Here is an 18,682-nt window from a genome sequence, read left to right on the forward strand (position 1 = left end):
CGATGCTGCCGGGGTCGATATCCCGCACCGTGTGCGTCAGCGTGAGATTGCCCGCGAAAGCTCGGCCCTGGCTCGCGACGGCCGCCGCCGGCTCCATCGAGATCGCGAGCGTCGGGAACGTGCGGCTCGTGTCGGTGGGCCGCACCACCATCCAGCGCGAAAACACCGTCGTCTCGACGACAGCGAGGCCGTGGTCGATGTCGACGGCGGAACGAGCAGCGACCAGCCGGTCGTTTCGCGTTCGCAGGCGACGAGAATCGCGTCGGGATGCGCGCGCGCCTGGGCGTCCGGCTGGAACGGCAGTTCGAGCCGCGCGGGGCGGGACAGGACCGTCGTGGCGGGGGAAATCGTCACGTCGTAGGCGCTGGAGAGTTTCACGAAGCCGTCCGGGGGAAGAACTCGGCTTCCCGTCGTCTGTGTCGTCCCGAACAGGATCGGCGGTTCATACACCATCGAGACGTTCAGGGTCGTCCCGTCGGCCGCCGCTCCCGCGGGAATCACCAGACGGAAATTGTCCGACCGGATGTCGAGGGCGCCCCCGCCGGCGATCGTATACCGGCCGATCTGGCCGGGAATGCCGCCGTTCCGGTTCTCGGACCAGTAGGGCTGGATGATCCTGCAGCCGATCGTTCCGGAAACGAAAACGAGCGCGAGGAGAGCGAAGGCGATGCAGAACCTGGCCGGCCGCGACCGGTTCCCGAACGTCTGGCGTGTCATCGTGATATATAATCCTTATGATAATAGTATGTGATATTATTGCTTCCCGGCGGTGACCTTCATCACCTCGGCGGCGATCGCGCCGTTCGGAAGGGTGCGGTAGGGGAGCATCTCGACGACGATCTGCTCGCCGTCCAGGAGCATCGGGAGCGAGGCCGGAGCGACGCATCGATATTGTCTCGTTTCGCTCTCGAACAAAAACGTCTTTTTGTCGATCGTCTTCAGGACCCGGCCGGTCAGCTTGCAGGGCCTGCCCATGCGGAACTCGGTGGGGATGCCGGTCAGCCTGTCGACTTTCTCCTCCGCCCTACGCTCGTCCTGGCCGCGGCCGGTCTTTGAAGATGCCTTCCGGGACGTTTCCGGCACCCTCGGCTCCGTCGAGCGAGGCAGAAGGATCGGAAGGAGGGCCAGGAGGATCACCGCGAGCGCCGCGACGAGAGGAACCGGCACGCGCCGCACGAGTCCGGCCAGCCCTTCCCGTTCTGCGTTCTTCGCGTCCGGCGGCTTCTGCTGGGCGCGGAGTTCGGCCTGACGGTTCCGGATAGCCTGGCGGACTTCGCTCACGGCGTAGGGCTTCGGAATCTCGCGCTGCATCGGCTGGTCGACCGCCGTCTGCGGTTTTTCCGGAGGCGCCGCCTCGGGCGAAGCCTCTTCCCGTTTCGGGGCGGGCGCGGCCGGTTGCTGCATGTCGATGCCGAGACGCAGGAGGGTGTCGAACATGTCCATGCGCGCCTGGGCGATCAGCATCGTCACGCCGGGGTTCGAGCTCGCCTGGATCTTGTCGAGGCGCTCGAGAAGCTCTTTGGAGGGGTTCGTCAGCAGAACGACGATCAGCCGCCGCGCGATCGCGGGGTGGTCTTCCGCCTCGAGCGCCCGGAGCAGGATGTTCCGGATCTTCTCGAACGGCACCAGGATCAGGCAGCTCACGGCCTGGGCGCGAAGGGTCTTGTCGGTCGAGCGGAGCATCTTCTCGATGCTTTCGACGGCTTTGCGTTCATCCCACTTGAGGGCAAAACGGACGGCCTTGCCGCGGATCTTCGGGTCGGGCAGAGCCAGCAGGTCGGACAGTCTCGGAACCAGGCGGTCTGGCGAGCGGGCCTCGAGCAGAATGAACGCCGCGAGTTGAACTGCCGGTTCGTCCTGCTGGAGGGCGGATTCCGCGAGTGGAAGATCCTCGGCGTCCCGGCTCAGCTTCATCAGACACCGGAAGGCGAGGGCCCGGGTGGCGGGCGAGCCGAATCTGGCCTCGTCGCGGACCCACGGGGCGTGTTTTTCCCAGGTTGTCGCATCGAGCCGCCCCAGAAGGTCCAGTTTTTCCGGTTCGGGCAGTTTCGACGGGGCGGTCTCGGGCTTGACAGGCTGAAGGGAGGCCGCATGGGGGAGAAAATCGGCAAGCCGGCGGTAGACGTCCTCGGTTGCGGGATTCAGGGCGAGTTTCTCGACGAACGCGGCCACGTCGGGCGTCTGGATGTTCTTCGCCAGCCAGTCCTCGATGGCCTCCCGGCGTGTGGGGGAGGCGACCGCGATCTGGATCTCGAGGTCGGCGAGGAACTTCCTGAGGCGTTCGCGCCTCCACAGTTTCAGAATTGCCTCATGCGGTGCGTCGGGGCCGGCAATCAGCCCCGCCGCCGACGCTGAAACGCTGATTTCCTTGAAAATCGCGCTGAGCCGCGCCGCCTGCGGTTTCGGCACGGTGTCGATGAGGTCGAGAATCCGGAGGGCCGTATCGATCTCAGGATTGCTGGCGAGCAGGGTCTCGCATCCATGCAGGACTTCGGGATCCTGCTCGTCTCCGAGAATGGAGAGCACATACTCGCGAATCCGCGGAAAGGGAAAGGCGAACGCCGCCGAGAGGCCTGCGATCCGCTCTTCGCTCTTTCGCGAGGCGAGAAGCTCCGATAGATGCGCCTCGGCTTCCTGCTCGTCGACCTTGCGGAGGGCGGCGATCGCCCGAATGCGGACGATCGGGTGATTCGACGCGAGAAGCATCGGAAAATGCGCCATCAGTGCGTGCGGCGCCAGGGCTTCGATCGCCTCGATCACCGGGATGATCAGTCCGCTCTGGCCGTCTCCGAGCCAGTGGGCCAGAAACGAGACGTCGCCTTCGCTCCCGTATCTCCCGAGAAACGCGGCGGCCGGCGGCTGCAGTTCCTCGGGAATCGAGGCGGGATCGGAACGAATGCGCGACAACAGCGGTTCGATCTCGTCGCGCCGGGGCGACAGGAGACTCGTTCGCGTGATCGCCGGGCAACTCCCGGTGGGCGGTGCCTCGGGCCCTTCCGCACGGGCGTCTCCCCGTCTCGACCGGATGCGGCTTATGGCCTGCGCGGCAAAAAACGACAGTTCGCGATCGCTTCCGTCGGCGAGCTCCTGGAGAGCTTTCAGCGCCTCGCCCGATGCGGCGGTCTTCGCGAGCTGGACGACGGCGTTGACGCGGAGCGTGCGTTTCTCCGAGCGAAGCTGTTCGAGAAGCTGCCGCTCCGGCGATGTGTCAGCCATGACCGAGAGCCGAACGGGCCTCCTGTTCGGTGCCGAAGGTCGAAACCATCTCCATCAGACCGACGAGACTGAAGGCCTCCCGGAGCAGAGGGGAAAGCCGGCAGAAGACGAGCTTCAGCTGGAACTCCTCCGCAAACCGGTCGCAGTGGTCGAGCAGACATGCGATGCCCTGGCTGTTCGCGAGGGTGCATTCGCCGAAATCGAACAAAACGGTCGTGATGCCGGCGAGATCGATTGCCCCGATGACGTCGTTCATGACCGTGCCGCCCTGGTCGTTCAGATACCCGACCGGGGTGATGATGAGCCAGGCCCCATCTTTCCGGGTCCGGCAGGCGAAGTTGGTGGTCATATCTCTCTCACCTCGGCTTTCATTCTATACAATCCTCAATCTCCCGATCAAGTGATTCCGGTTTTTGCGGGTTCGCAGTCACGGAATCTTGTCGCATCCTCGCGCCGATATGGTATGCTTGTACAGAGGGAGAAATCCGAGGGAAACCATGCAATGATCTTCGTTCGCCTTCGACTGCTTGCCGTTTTCTGCCTCGTGCTTTCTTGTCCTTCCGCTCTTCACGCGCAAGGATCGATGCCTTTCGTCCCTCAGGAACCGCTTTCCGCTCCCCTTCCAAGCCATGAGTCCGACCTGGAGAATTCCCCCAGGAAGCCTGAAGACCCGTCGGCGTTTCCGCAGGGATGCTGGGGCCCCTGCAAAGAAAGCACCTATCTCGCCCTCAAGGCTACGAATCCGTCCATCACCCGTTTCAAGGTATCGGAAATGTTCGATCTCGGCCAGTCAGCATCAACCCCGACTCAGGTTCCCTACCGCCCCGACCTCGACCTCTCGAACCCGCGGTGGTCCATTTCCGCCACGACGTTGAAAGATCTCCTCGGTATGTATGCGAAGCCGAGGCTCATCGACGCCCGCCTCCCGGCGGAAGACACCGGCGTGAGCATTCCCGAGGCGTTCCCTCTCCAGTTGCCCCTGGCCACCGAGACCCTCCAGGCGGTTCTGCCCGACAAAAACGGCATGGTGGTCGTTTTCGGAAACGACGAGACGACCATGACGGTCGCCGAAGTTGCGGCTGAGCTCCGGCGTCTCGGATACGCCAACGTCCTCGAGTTCAAGGAAGGCCTGAAAGGGTGGATCGAGAAAGGCGGCGTAACCATCATCACCCGGATGGAAGAACCGCCGGAGCCTGTTCCTCCGGCATCCGGGAACTGACGCGACATTCGCGCCGCATGAGTGAAACATGAACAGTAATTCGACAACGAGGATCTTCAGCGGCAGATGGATCGGCGGCATCGCCGTTCTCTGCGCGGTCGTTCTGCTCCTCGTTTCGTACGAACGCCGGAGCGCCCGGATTTCCGAACCCGCCTACGTTTCACCGCTGACCCGCATTGCAACGGGGCCAGAGCTTCTCGAGGCCGTCCGGGCGAAATCGGTCGCTTCCGACACGGACATGGAACCGCTCGTTCAGCGTTTGTATTCGAGCGGATGGGCGCGGACAGCAGCGCGTCTTGCCCGGCTTCAGCCTTCGAAACGCTGTAGGGTGTTCCTGCGGGTCGCGATGGATATCGGCGATGCCGAGCTTTTCTGGGCCAACCGCGATCCTGCGGAGTCCCCCGCGGACTACTGGACCCGTGAGATCAACGGCTGGTATGGCGGCGAACGGCGATACAGGATCCTCGCAGGATGGCCGCCGGATGACGCTTCGGAGGTGCGGCTGATGCAGTGGCCCCTGTACCTGCTCATGCGGCCCATCCGGCAGACATGGGACGATTTTTTCGCGACGGTGGGCGGGATCCTCCCGCGGCCGTTCGCCGGCCTGATGCAGTTGCTCGTTCCTGCCGCCGAAGAGATCTCGTTGAACTCGGTTTTTGCGGCTGTTATACTATCTGACAAAGATGATTCCCCGCCTCAGATATGGGAAAACATCGGGATCCTCAATGCCGCCGGCTTCCAGTGGGGCGCTGTCCGCGAGCTCGCGTTGCGCCTTCCCGATGCGTGGCTCCCGCAGATACTCCAGCTCGCCCTTCCGGAAAGCGATGTTGAATTCATGCTCGAAACCGTCATCAAAACCGACGTTCCCGCGACGGCCGACCTGTTCGACCTGGTGGTCTCGATGCCGCCGGATGCGTTTGCTCGCGCCGCCGGCTCGGCGCGCCGGGCGGTTCTTCTGCGCCACCACGGCATTCCGGCGATGACGGCCATCATCGGAAGCGCGGCCGCCAGACTCCTCGACGAAGAACGCCTTCGGCGGATCAACCCGATGGATACGCGATACGGCGTCAATCCCTACGTTCCCCCGCCCGAGTCCCTGGCGCGGGGCTTCGGAGACGGGCGATGAGCAGACGTTTCGCGAACCCACCGCTTCCGTCGACGGGCAGACTGCTCGCCGGCATCGTTTGCATCATCCTGCTGGCGGTCGCGGCGGGGGCCATAACCATCACGACGCCGGTCATCAAGACGATTCAGGGCAAAACCGTCGTTCCCGGGGAAATAACGTACGTCACCAGCAAGACGTTCACCATGGCCGGCGTGTCCCAGTCCAATCGTATCGTCCGCGTCTGGTTGTACATGAACGGCCAGCTCCTGCAGAACAACATCTCCCCGAACCTGAAAGGCGTCTGGTCGACGTCCGTCACCCTTCCGGGCGATGGGGATTACGGATTCCAAGTGCTGGCTTCGGGCGTGAAAGAGCCGTTCCTCAGCGCCAAGTCGAAAGTCGCGACGGTCTCATTGGATATGACCCCGCCGACGATCTCCATCAACGTTCACAGCGGCGACTACGTTGCGCTGAAAAAATATATAGCAGGCTATGAAAACCTTCTCCGTGCAGACGTGATCGATCCGACGGTCCCGGGAGCCGCGTCCTCCGGTCTGAACTTCGATTCGGTGAATTTCTATCTGAAAGACTACAGCATCGTCGGCAGGCCCACCGTTCCGGGTGACGTGACGACCGACTACGACAGATACCTCTGGTGGAACCCCACGGGCGGGGACTGGTCGGCTGCGGCCGTAGACCGGCATCAGTATTACCTGTCCTGCTACATTGAAGACAAGGCGGGCAATCAGGGAAGCTACACGTATTTATATTATATCGACTCGACGAATCCGCCGCCGGTCATCACCCACGTGTACGATCCCTTTCACTACCTGGGATCGGAATCTTTCACCGGGATAGGCGAGCCGCCGGACAATCTGCCCGATGAAAACGGCTGGGTGAAATACTACCCATACATGACGCTGTACGAGAATCCGACGAAAGTGAAGGGCTACGTGGCCTCATGGAGCGTCCCGAAAGATTCTGGGTTCGACACCTACGAGATTCGTTCGTGCGCCCGCCAGTGGGGAACCTGGCTGGCGACTCCCAATACCTCGAACGGGGCTTGGCAGATCGATTACAACCGCAGATGCCCCGTCGGCACGCATGTCATGAACATCGATTCCATGGATTCGGGCCTGCTTCACACCTGCGACGCCGGCCGCCAGGGACGAGTTCCCCTTCAGTTGATCTACGAATACGGCGTGCCCCAGAGACCCACGGAAATGATCTTCGCCAGCGGCACATACCGCTTGAAGACAGGATCCTATTACATCAAAGAGGCGGGCGACACGAAATGCCCGGACATCGTCGTGAAAGTCTGGCCTCTGGCCACCGACCAGACGGCCATCATCGACTATGGCTGGGGCGGAACCGCAGGCTTCAGCCCGCGGCTGGCTCAGCAGGTGATCTCGTCGGGACTGGTGTATCTGGATACCCCGGGCCAGTATGACAAGGGCGAAGTCTTCCAGGATCTGAACCGGGACAGCTACAGGCAGGCCAATGAACCCTATTTTGACAACACTCCAGGACAATACGACCTAGGCGAGCCCTTCCAGGACCTGAATAAGAACACCGTCTGGGATCCCGGCGAACCATACGTGGACCAGCCTCCGCGAGGGCCGCGGGTCAGCGACGGGATCACGGCGACGCTGACGAACTTCCTCAACCTGCAAATGCACGCCAACATGCGCACGTGCATCCGCGCCTTTTCGACGAACTACCTCGGCGTCTCCCGCTGTCTGGGCGTCATCCGATACTGCGTGAACACGGATTACCCTCCGAACGTCGCCGATGCCTACTGCCAGCCGCTTCCCCGCGTCAACCCGAGAACGTCGGCGTATAAGCCGACGTATATTTATTTCAAGGCGTATACGTATGCTCCCGGCGTCTCCGGCTGCTGCGACGCCTATTCTCTCGATTATACGAAGTCCTGGATCCGCGTCGTCAACAGCAAAGACCAGGAAATCATCCCGCCGCAGAAAATATGGAAAGCCATCGATCGTCAGACCACCCACCAGGCAGAGATCAACTGCGCCGCGGTGAACTTCCCGGACGGAACCTACCGGGTCGAAGCGACGATGGAGGACAAGTTCGGCCACAAGGTCGTGGATTCCCCGACCAGCTCGGTGTTCAAGATCGACAACGTGGCGCCGAACACGACCGACGAACAGCCCCCGCCCGGCGGCCTCTCGAACTCGTTCCCCAGCTTCAACGCGCGCATCATCGATCCGGCCCTCACCTCCGACCAGTCGGAAGGAACCGGCGTCGAGCTCAACCCGTTCAAAGACCAGGTGTGGGCCTACAAACGCCTGACGGTGGATTTCACCCCGGTCACGACGGCGTATTCCCAGACGATGCCGATCTCCGATCCCATCAACGGAAAGGCGGTCAACGAATACGAAATCGCGTTCATTCCCGGCATGCAGGCCATTTACGAGGAAAATCTCGAGGTCTGGGAAAAAGTCGCCGGCAAATTCACCCAGACCGTCATCCCGTCATCCTCCATACAACTCGTCTACAACGGTTCTCCGACGCCGAACAAGCTGACGGTCAAGAGAACCGACGCCATGTTCGAGGCCGGTAAAACATACGTGTTGGTATATCAGGTTCCCTGCTTTACCTCGAACGACGGCGTCGACCGCGTCGGCGCCGTGCCGATCAACCCGATCACGGCCGACGGCGAGTATTTCGTCAAGATCAAGACGCTCGACCGGGCCGGAAACCAGGGCACCGTCATTCTCAACTACTCGAGATGCAAAGTGCCGTACGGCACTTTCACGATCACCCCGTCCAAAAGCCTCGTCTTCGCGGGACTCATCCCGCCTGACTACGTGTCGTTCACCACCTCCCAGATCACGTGCCGCGACGGCAGTACCGTCGTCGACGGACAGGAGCTGTCCTTCGCCAAGAACGGTCCCGGCGACCCCCGGCCCCCCGATTCGAACGGCCTCGAGGACGACGGCATCCAGACACCCATGGGCATTCCCGGCGACCCTCCCGACAACGGCCGGTGCCAGATCGATTTCGTCATGAACGACTCGACTGCCGGTTCGCTGTACATCGCGGGGTTCATCGGCAAGGCGAGCGGCACGAGCCCGGCTGTCACGGTGAACCGGGTGAACGCCTTCACCATCAGCCCGACGACCGTCACCCTGCTGATCACCCCGGACAACCCCAACCCGATCGCCTCGCTCACCTGCGCGAACCTCATGGACACGTCGCTCACCCTGACCGTGCCCGACGGGTCGCTCGCCACCTGGACCTACAACACGGATTTCGACCCCAAGCCGGCCAACCTGAGCCAATCCGGGATGAGTTACTGGAACTCGACCTACTGTCTCGACAACAACCTGACCACTACGGGCTGGCACACGAACTCCGCCGTCGCCGGCGCCTGGGTGCGGGTCGATCTCGGTTCCGGCTACGCCATGCCCTATACGAAAGTTCGCCTGAACGCGCAGGGTGGCTTGTATAAAGGGATATATAACGTCGAGTATTCCGATGATAATACGGTCTGGACGACGGTCGCCGAGGGGCTCGCCCCGACCGGCTACGGCTGGGTCGAAACGTTCTGGGACGACGTCGGCCCCCACCGGTACTGGCGCCTCCGACTCATGAACACGCCGGGCACCGGCGGGACGATCCGCGAGATGGAATGGCAGGGGCTCGGGGCAACCCTCACGACGGACGAGGACCTCGCGGCCCCGGGGATCCAGACGAAGGTCGCGGGCGGGGCCGCGAGCGTGAACATCAGCGCGGGCACGAAGCTCGTGGCCACGGTGAACATGAGCATCGGCGGCGTGACGTGCCCGGACCGCACCGTGACCTTCCTCGACCGCCATCCCCCGCCGCCGCCCGCCTGGATTCTTCCGGACGTCACGTATTCCACCGGCAGCTGCAGCCTGACCTGGCCATACACGACGGACATCGGCGGTGCGGGAACGAAGGATTTCCGGCTCGAGAGTTCCAGAAACGGCGCGGCCTACGGCCTCGTCGCGACCATCACGATGCCCGCGACCCTGAAACGCGACCTCACGAACCTCCCCGAAGGCCTCTGGTCGTTCCGCGTCGCGGCCCGGGACAACGATCTGAACATCAGCAGCTTCACCGTCGCCACCAGAACCGTGATCGTCGACCGCACCGGCCCCACCGCCGTCGCCTGCACCGACAACGGCCCCGGCAACAACGACCCGGACTACCGCTTCTCGGCCGATACCAACGTATATTTTTACTGGAATGCGACGGACACCCTCTCGGGCGTCGTCGACGTGAACATCCAGGTCGCGACCGAAGCGACGTTCCTCGCCCCCGTTTTCGACGGCTGGATCGGCAACGTCAACCAGTACTGTTTCGCCGACGGCCAGCACAAGGTCACCTATTACGCCCGCGTCAGGGCGAAAGACCGGTGCGGGAACATCGGCAACTGGGGCGCCTCTTCCGACGGGCTGATGGTGTTTTCCAAGGAGGCCATGCGCCCGCCAAACATCCCGACCATTACGACGATCGCAAGCAAGCCGGTCGTGCTGGGCCAGAATATCTACACGAATCAGACGGCGAACCTCGGAATCGCCGGCCAGTGCGAAGCTGAAAACCTGATCGAGATCTGGTTGGACGGCGCATACCTCGACACCTGCCTCGGCACGGCTTCGGGCGCGTACGTCGGGTCGATCACCATGACGCTCGGCACGCACCTGGTGTCCGTGCGGGCCCAGAACCTGTTCGGCACCAGCGATTTTTCGGCGACCGCGACCGTCGTCATCGAGCAGACACCGCCGACGATGCGGATGAAGGTGCTCGCAAAAAACAACCTGCCGTTCGACAACCGCACCTACATGAGCAACGATTCCGTCAACTGCGAGATGAGCCTCGAAAGCATCAGCATGGTCGCATCCGACACCGGCGGTTCGGGCGTCGACATGACGACCGCCTCGATGACCATCACCGATATCAACGACGCCGGAAACCCCATCGCCGTGTCGCTTCCCTACAGTAACCCCGTCCTCGGAAGCACCCGCGTCATGTCGGTCGACACGGCGCGGTTCATCCCCCTCCTCAGCGCTCCGTACGACAACATCCTCCAGGAAAAACACCGGTACCGCGTTCGCTGCCAGGTGTCGGACGCCGCCGGCAACACGGCGTTTATCACGCGAGACTTCGTCGTCGACAACACGAAACCCGGCCTCGCCGCCGGAACGCCCGCCACCACGCCCCCGAACAGCCCGATCAAGAAACTGTACGTCTACGACCTCGATGCGTATCCCTGGCCGGCCATGCCCCCCGCCGGCGCCATTGTTCCGCTGACCTGGTCTGTCGCTTCCGGCGCTTTCATGGTCGATCCCGCGTTCGTGAACGCCTCCCTCGTCAGCGACGAGTATTCGCCCCGCGCGATTCTCTTCAACTCGATCGGCGTGTATGGGGCCGTCCACGTCGGCGAGACGCTCAATCCGGCCGTTCAGGCGGGCAAAGACTCCTTCGCCTGCAAGGTCGAAGCCTGCTGGGGCTACTCCTCCGCGATCACCGCGGCCGCGGATGGTCTGGGCAATACGAACACCTTCCGCTTCCCCTTCTTGACGGTCATCAACGGCATGCTTTCGCAGCAGCTGGTCGTATCGGACACGGCCGAGAACCGCGACTATTTCACCATGGTCCTGAACGTCCGGTCCCCGCTGTTGCGGCCCGACCCGCCGTCCGCCGTCCAGTTCCAGAAGGTCGCCGATCCGTCCACCGTCTACTCGGTCTACGGATGGGATGCGCTGTTCCCGATGACCGGCATCGACATCGAAAACCGCGAGGTGTTCGTCACCGACAACGTCTCCGGAGTCGTCGCGAGCATCGCCGTCACCGTCATGGATGTCCCGCAGACGGTCGAGATCGTCGCGACTTCCGGCACGGTCATCGCCAACGCGACGGTCGCCCCCGGCGACAGTCATGCGGCGATCACGCTCAACCAGTCGGACCTGCCGGGGAAGCTCGAGTTCCAGATCAGGACGGTCGCGAACGGCACGCGGTCGCTGACCGTTCCGAGGTATCAGAAAAACTGGTATTACGCCTGGATCCGCAACGACACGATGCCGCCTGAAATCTTCAACGCTTTCCCCGTGGCAAACCTGTTCAATCGCCTTGTCGGCGCCGATGCGCTACCCTTCCCGACCGACTTCAACGTCCAGGGAAAAGACCTCGCCAGCGAGACGATCCGCGCCTATCTCAAGGTCGCCGCGAGCTCGGCGGCGCTGAAAACACTGACCGGAACGGTGGTCCCGGGAACCCTGACCCGCGAATACGACGTCGGGAACGCCTTCTACGGATTCACCTACACCCTCGACTCGGTGCCGGCGACGGACGGAACCTACTACTACGTCGTGCAGCTCGAGGACGCCGCGTCTCCGGGCCCACACACGGCCGTCGCCTCGTTCCCCTACATCCTCGATTCCATTCCCCCGGTTCCTTCGAAGCTGGAGCCGGCCGACGGCGCAAAGGTGTACGCCATCGACTCCTTCAATGCGATCATCGCCGACCCGCCCCTCCCGGATGGAACTCCCGGCGCAGGTCCCAACATGGATACGGCCAGAACCCAGGTCATCCCGTACAAACTCCTGGCACGAGGAGCGCCGGTGAGCGATACCGTGTTCTCGAACCCGGTCCTCGGCCAGGATGCGACCGCCACGAACCAGCTCGACGTGCCCGTCGCGGTCGGGGCGTCCGTCGTTCTGTGCGAACTCACGGCCGCGAGCCAGCCGACCGACGTCTTCCTCGACGGAACCGTCACCGCGAACGGCGGCGACGTGCTGACGGTCTCTGCGAGCGGCATGGAGCCCGTGAAATCGTATGCCGTTCTGCTTCCGATGCCGTTTTTCACGACCAACGACGGGACGTCGGTGGTGTCCGCCGTCACGAGCCAGCCGATCACGAAAGGCGGCTACTACGTCGCCTTCGTATACCCGCTGGACAAGGCGCTGAACCGCGGAGCGCCCGTGGCGGCCACGTCGCTGTACGAGGCGGCCATCGGAGAGTTTTACCTCTATCCCCAGCGCACCTCACTCTACGCCGGCCTCATTCCCCCTCACGTGGCGACGTTCACCTCCTCGCCGATCATGACGACCGAAGAAATGCCGATCCCGGGCGGGATCGACGTGACGCTGAAAACCACCAAGGGGTCCTTCGTGCCGGAGGATTCGAACAACAGGCCGAGAGACGGGCATCAGGTCAAATCGAACGCCGACGGCACCATCACCTTCGGACTCGCCGCGACGGGCACCGCGACGGGCACCGCGAGCGTCCAGGCGAAACTCGGCCTCGCCGGCGCCACGGACCAGAGCGTCACGCTGATTCCCCTGCCTGCATTCGAGGTCACCCCTTCGGCGACCACAATCGAGATCACCAAGAACACGCCGAATCCGGTCATCACCTTCAACACGTCTGACATCGGAAATCCCGGCGACCTCGTTCCCGACGGAACCCTGTTGACGATCACGACGACCTATGGAACCCTCGGGCCGGCCGATGTCGACGGGACGCTGGCCGGGCACCAGGTCAAGGTTCTGGGCGGACGGGCGAGCTTCACGCTCACTGCTTCCCTGCTCGGATCCGCCACCGTCACCATTCAGGCGGGCAGCGTGACCGTCGAAAAGGCGGTGTCGTTCATCGACCGTTATCCTCCTTCCGCGCCGGGGGCGCTGACGTTCAATCAGACCCTCAACAACACGGGCGATTTCGAAGTCTCGTGCGGCGCGTCCTTCGACTACGGCGGAGCGGGGCTCAATCTGTACGTTCTCGAGATGAGCACCTTCGGCACCACCACCTGGGGACCATGGAAGGTGCTCACGACCAGCAAGGCGCCGGTCCGCTCCTTCTACCTGACGGGGCTCGACGAGGGGCGATACAAGTTCCGGGTGTACGCGACCGATAAAGCCGGCAACCAGAGCGATTACGGCAACGAGAGCGGCGTCATCATCGTCGATAAAACCAAGCCGACGGGGTCGATGGTCATCAACAACGGGGCTCAGTTCTCGACGACCCGCGGCGTCACCCTGAATATGACGGCCGCCGACGCGAACGGGGTCGCGCAGTTCCGCGCCAGTAACGACGGCACGAACTGGTCGAGCTGGTATCCCTTCGCGACCTCCTACGCCTGGCTGTTGAAAGCCGGCGACGGAAACAAGGTCGTCTACGTCCAGTTCAAAGATAATGCCGAAAATATATCAATCTCCTACACCGACGGTATCGGCCTCGACTCGTCCGGTCCCACCGGAACGTTCAGCACCAGCAAAACGTACACGACGACGCGAGACATCGACCTGCTGTTCACCGCGACGGACATGAACGGCGTCGCTTCGATCGTGTATTCCCGCAAGGGCCCCGACGGCACGCTGGCCAGCCAGACCTCGGGGTTCGTCCCGACCATGGCCCACACGCTTCCGGTCCAGAACGGAACCTACGTTTTCTACGCCCAGTATTTCGACGACCTCGGGAACGGATCGGAAATCTTCTCCGCGACCGTCTACTACGACGGAACCCCGCCGCCGGTGCCGACGATGCTGGCCGAGCCCGTCTACTCCTCTGGAACCGTCAACCTGGTATCCTGCACGACGGTCGTGGATAATATATCTCCTGCAGTATTATATCGTTTTCAATGCTCGCTTGACGCCGACTTTTTGAGCGTCGTCAACGGCGAATGGACGGAGTATCCCTTCTGGGAGTTCGACTCCCTGCTGCATAACAAAAAGTATTATTATCGCGTCCAGGCCCAGGACGGCTCGCTCAACAAGAGCGCCTTTTCCGCCGGCGTCTTTTCGATCCAGGATGCTCAGGCTCCGACCGGCTTTTACACCATTGCGGCCACGAATACCGACCCCGACGTCAAAATTTCGCGCGACAGGACCGTTTCGTTCATCGGGACGAGCCTGGCCGACGTTCCGTCAGGGATCAAGAACGCCTCCGTCCAGGTGGCGAGCGACACGACCTGGACGGATATTTCCTGGTCCTCAGGCTGGTTTGCGAGCACCGACGGCGCCGTAACCTGCACGCCGAACGTGCCGAACGGAACGTATCTCAAGGCCCGCGCCCGGTTTGAAGATGTCGCGGGGAATATTTCCGCATGGACGGTGACCACCGCCTCGATCGCCATCGACCTGGAGGCGCCGATCGCCACCGCGACGACAGACTGGATCGGAAATACCGATCCGGACCACTTCTGCTCGAGCGACAACAAGATCACCTTCACCTTCAATGGCTCGACCGATCCGGGCTTCGTTCCGAAAAACATGTATAACCAGAGCCTGACTCTCGACCAGGTCACCCTGCAGCTCGAAGTCGACGACAATCAGGAGTTCTCGTCGCCCGCGCTGGCGGACTCCGTCACCCTTTCGGGAACGACGACCTCATACCAGTTCATCGGACTCTCTGACGGAAATTATCGGGCCCGCATCCAGGTCAAAGATAAAGCCGGCTGGACGAGCGCCTGGGGGGCATACTCCGATGGCATCTGGGTCGACAGGACCAAGCCGGGGAAGCCGGTGGTCATCGACGACGGAGACTATTCGGGCATTCCGACGGTTCTTCATGCAACCTGGACGTCGGTCGAGGAGGGAAGCGGTATTCAGAAATACGAGGTCTGCATCGGAACCTCGAAAGACGGCACGGACGTCGTTCCCTGGACGAATGTCGGAACGGCGACCGAGCGGAGCTTCACGAACCTCACCCTCGCTCTCGACGGCGTGACGCTGTACTACTTCAGCGTTCGGGCGACCGACAGGGCCGGAAACGTATCGCTGGTCGGCTATTCCGACGGCATCAAGGCAGGCGACCCGTCGCCTCCTGACCCCGTGACGGTCACCGACGACGGCGAGTTCACGCCCTCGGCGACGACCCTGCATGCGATCTGGACGCAGAGTTTCGACGCCCAGTCGGGCATCAGTCGCTACGAATATGCCATCGGCACCGCAAGCGGAACCACGAACGTTCTCAACGCGACGTCGGTCGGCATCAACCTCGAGTTCACCAACTCGTCGCTTACCTTGCAGGATGGGGTGACCTATTTCATTCATGTGCGCGCCGTAAACGGCGGCAACACGCCGGCGCCGTGGTCTGTCGCCGACGGCATCACCTGCGACCTTTCGCCTCCGCCGGTTCCGGTGATGAACCCCGAACCGGAATACTCCTCCGGAACCTCGAACATCGTTTCGTGCCCCGCCGTGATCGATGCCACCTCGGGCGGGGTGCGGTACGAGTTCCAGCGCGCCACCGATGCCGCCTTCTCGACGGGTGTCGTGAGCAGCGGCTGGCTGGTGGCCCCGGTCTTCAGCTTCGACGGCATGGTGCACGGCACCAAATACTGGTTCCGGGTCCGGTCGAAGGATGCGGTCGAGAATATCAGCGCCTGGTCGGCCACGGTGTTCTCGACCCAGGACTCGAATCCCCCGACCGGTTCGTATATCGTGGATCCGGCTTCCAACCTCGATCCCGACGTGCTCTGGTCGCGCGACACGACGGTGGGGTTCATCGCCACGAATTTGACCGACGATCTTTCGGGCGTGCAGGATGTGCATGTACAGATCGCCCAGGTTTCTGATTTCGGAACGACCCTCAAGGACGAGTGGCTAGGGAATACGACGGGGGCCGTGGCGCGGACGCTCGCCGTTTCCAACGGGGCGTACATCTGGGCTCGCGCCCAGTTCAAGGACGTCGCGGGGAACATCTCACCGTGGTATGCGACGGCGGTTCCGATCGCGATCGACCTGAACGCCCCCGTTCCCGCCGCGACGACGGACTGGATCGGAAACGAGGATCCGAACCACCAGGTGTCGAGCGATACGAACATCATGTTCACGTTCTCCGGCTCGACCGACGCCCAGTTCGTCCCGAAGAACATCTACAACGTCGACGGGACGCTCAAATCGATCGAGATCGTCGTGGAAGTGTCGGAACAGCCGACCTTCTCATCGACGTCGATCGCGACTGACGTGGTGCTGGCCGGCACGGCGACGGGGTATTACTACTCGGGCTGCGTCGACAACAGGTATTATCGCGCCCGCATCAAAGCCACCGATCATGCGGGGTGGTCGACGTGGGGTGCGTATTCCGACGGCATCTACATCGACAACTCGGCCCCGTGGCCGATCGCCGGCCGAGCCTTCTTCATCAACGAAGGGCAGCTGACGACGGCTTCGAGCGGCGTGAAGTTGTGCATCACCCTGATGGACTGGAGCGGCATCGCCTCGATTTCCGTCATGTCGAACGGCCGGCCGGGCATCTGGACGACGTGGAACTACAACGATACCTCGGTGTTCAGAAATGAATCCGCACCACAGCCCGAGGGCGTGCATCACGCAACGATCTATCCTGTGCCGATCTCGTTCCCGGTGGCGAACCCCGGCGGCTTCGGCCTCTGGACGATAACGCTGCGCGCCCGTGATATCTACGGCCACATGAGCACGTTCACCGAGGAGATCCAATACATCGACATCCTGTCGTCGACGCCTATCGGCAGGCGCGATGACCAGCCGGACGCCTTCGGCGAGAGAAAATACCCGATCGACACCTACGACGAATACAAGGGTCAGAACAAATACGGCGTCCCCGGCTCCAATACCGGCCGCATCATGCGCATCGGCCAGTAGAACCAACCGCTGAATCACAAAGTCGCAAAGACACGACGCAGATCATTCACTTCGAGAACTATTGAGTCCTACATATCAAAAACCAGCTTCGTGTCTCCGTTCGTGCTGAGCTTGTCGAAGCACGAACAGCCACTTGCAGATGATTCCTCATTTCGCCCTTCGACAGGCTCAGGGCGAACGGGTGGCTTTCATTCTGCAGGAATCAATAACATATGAGCCGAGTAGGAATCCGCAAATGGCGCTGATGAAGCAGGTTTCGCAGATGAAACTCGGAAAACCTTCTTCCCTTGGAGCTTCCGATCCCTGGCGAAAAAAGCTCGTTTCAGACGTTCGTTCTTATCTGCTCTTCATCGGGTTTTCATCTGTCCTTCATCTGCGGATATATTTCTGAAAACCTCGTTTTTTTTCAACGGAGTATCTTCGCGGCTTGGTGGCGAATGAAATTCCGTCATCGGGAAATCAGTGGAGCGTTGGCTTTTCACCACTCCAGGAAGCGGTGGACCCAGCCTTCGGGGAGGTCGACGGAGTCGCTTCCGGTCAGGCCGAACACCTGGGTCTGCTGGAGCGCGACGGAGGCGATCGCCGAGGTGACGACGAAATCTTTCGCCCAGGCGCTCGGGAAGGGCGTCATCGTGTCGCTGCCCATCCAGCGCTCGAGCATCAGACCGTCGAAATACGCGGCTTCACCCTTGTTCGAGTTCACGGTCAGCTTCACGGTCAGCGTCGCCGCAGTCGGAAGAAAGAATGCGGCAAAATAGCGCTTCCAGTGTTTGCTGTTTCCCTTGAGCTTTTTCAGTTCGGCCCCATCGCTTTCCCGAATCACGCTGAGAGAAAATTCGGACGTGGCGTTGACCGGCGGCGACCACCGTCCCCAGTAACTGATCACGTATGTGGCATTACTCGTCAGAAGGTCTTTGTAGATCTTCTGCGTGGCGGACTTGTTGACGGTCCAGTTTTGCTCGTCGATATTCCAGTAGTCGGGTTTCCCGTCATCTTTCACCGTGACGGAAGCGATGTAAGGATCGGATGTCGACGTGGGGAGCCCGTTCGCATCGACATACCCGAAATCATCCTCGAAGCTGGAATTCCGGATGAGATTACGTCGGAATTGCCAGAGATCGCCTGCCGACGAGGGCAATGCGTCGTTGGGATTCGCCGACGCCTGGGACCAAGCGCTTCTGCGCAGATACCCCTTTTCCGCCAGAAACGATGTCAGGGAGGCGACCGTGCCCTCTCTCAGGGTGGTCATGAGGGCTTCGGAAGGGTTTTCCTTCAGGACGTAGAGGTCGAACGCGCGGCGAACCGCGTCGAGATTGAGTTTCAGCTCCTGCTCGGTGTATCGCTTGAGACGCGTGTCCTGCTGAATGACGGCCACGGAGCTGCTCAGCGACAGCATCGTGATGATCATGATCAGGAACAGGAGGGCATACCCGGAGGATCTCTTCATTACCGCAAGTATAAAATTCTGAGAAAAAGATGTAAAGATTCCTCGGATTTGCCGATATAATTCTGGGTTAATCAAGCTGG

The 18,682-nt window shown here is 61.8% G+C and carries 7 protein-coding genes; 3 read left to right on the plus strand and 4 right to left on the minus strand.

The features are described from left to right. Positions 1–36 precede the first annotated feature (36 nt). The 3 genes from PLU72_01245 to PLU72_01255 are packed head-to-tail and all read right to left on the minus strand — an operon-like array spanning position 37 to position 3,565. Complete coding sequence (locus tag PLU72_01245) at positions 37–717, minus strand: hypothetical protein (GenBank protein HOT26779.1); 681 nt, start codon at positions 715–717, stop codon at positions 37–39. A 36-nt stretch (positions 718–753) separates the two neighbouring features. Next, the gene (locus PLU72_01250; protein ID HOT26780.1) at positions 754–3,216 is read right to left on the minus strand and encodes a hypothetical protein; all 2,463 of its coding nucleotides are present in this window, start codon (positions 3,214–3,216) and stop codon (positions 754–756) included. Then, positions 3,209–3,565, minus strand: a complete 357-nt coding sequence (locus PLU72_01255; protein HOT26781.1) for an STAS domain-containing protein — start codon at positions 3,563–3,565, stop codon at positions 3,209–3,211. The genes PLU72_01250 and PLU72_01255 overlap by 8 nt, the downstream gene beginning before the upstream one ends. Before the next feature lie 234 nt (positions 3,566–3,799). Here PLU72_01255 and PLU72_01260 point away from each other — a divergent pair, with 234 nt between their 5' ends. The 3 genes from PLU72_01260 to PLU72_01270 are packed head-to-tail and all read left to right on the plus strand — an operon-like array spanning position 3,800 to position 17,155. Continuing rightward, positions 3,800–4,435: a rhodanese-like domain-containing protein gene (locus PLU72_01260; protein HOT26782.1), complete on the plus strand. Its 636-nt coding sequence runs from the start codon at positions 3,800–3,802 to the stop codon at positions 4,433–4,435. A 28-nt stretch (positions 4,436–4,463) separates the two neighbouring features. Next, positions 4,464–5,561 carry a hypothetical protein gene (locus PLU72_01265; protein HOT26783.1) on the plus strand — a complete coding sequence of 366 codons (1,098 nt, stop codon included), beginning with the start codon at positions 4,464–4,466 and terminating at the stop codon, positions 5,559–5,561. After that, positions 5,558–17,155 (plus strand): discoidin domain-containing protein, encoded by an 11,598-nt coding sequence (locus tag PLU72_01270; GenBank protein ID HOT26784.1) that lies wholly within the window; start codon positions 5,558–5,560, stop codon positions 17,153–17,155. Before PLU72_01265 ends, PLU72_01270 begins: the two co-directional genes overlap by 4 nt. A gap of 478 nt (positions 17,156–17,633) precedes the next feature. Here PLU72_01270 and PLU72_01275 read toward each other — a convergent pair whose 3' ends face one another. Next, entirely contained in the window at positions 17,634–18,602 is a 969-nt protein-coding gene (locus PLU72_01275; GenBank protein HOT26785.1) for a hypothetical protein, read from the minus strand. Between the last annotated feature and the right edge of the window lie 80 nt (positions 18,603–18,682).

Source organism: Candidatus Ozemobacteraceae bacterium, assembly GCA_035373905.1.
GTDB lineage: Bacteria > Muiribacteriota > Ozemobacteria > Ozemobacterales > Ozemobacteraceae > MWAR01.

Bases quoted from the DNA above. Each gene is read 5' to 3' on its own strand.
- PLU72_01245 (HOT26779.1), bottom strand. From the start codon at position 717: ATGACACGCCAGACGTTCGGGAACCGGTCGCGGCCGGCCAGGTTCTGC.
- PLU72_01250 (HOT26780.1), bottom strand. From the start codon at position 3,216: ATGGCTGACACATCGCCGGAGCGGCAGCTTCTCGAACAGCTTCGCTCG.
- PLU72_01255 (HOT26781.1), bottom strand. From the start codon at position 3,565: ATGACCACCAACTTCGCCTGCCGGACCCGGAAAGATGGGGCCTGGCTC.
- PLU72_01260 (HOT26782.1), top strand. From the start codon at position 3,800: ATGCCTTTCGTCCCTCAGGAACCGCTTTCCGCTCCCCTTCCAAGCCAT.
- PLU72_01265 (HOT26783.1), top strand. From the start codon at position 4,464: ATGAACAGTAATTCGACAACGAGGATCTTCAGCGGCAGATGGATCGGC.
- PLU72_01270 (HOT26784.1), top strand. From the start codon at position 5,558: ATGAGCAGACGTTTCGCGAACCCACCGCTTCCGTCGACGGGCAGACTG.
- PLU72_01275 (HOT26785.1), bottom strand. From the start codon at position 18,602: ATGAAGAGATCCTCCGGGTATGCCCTCCTGTTCCTGATCATGATCATC.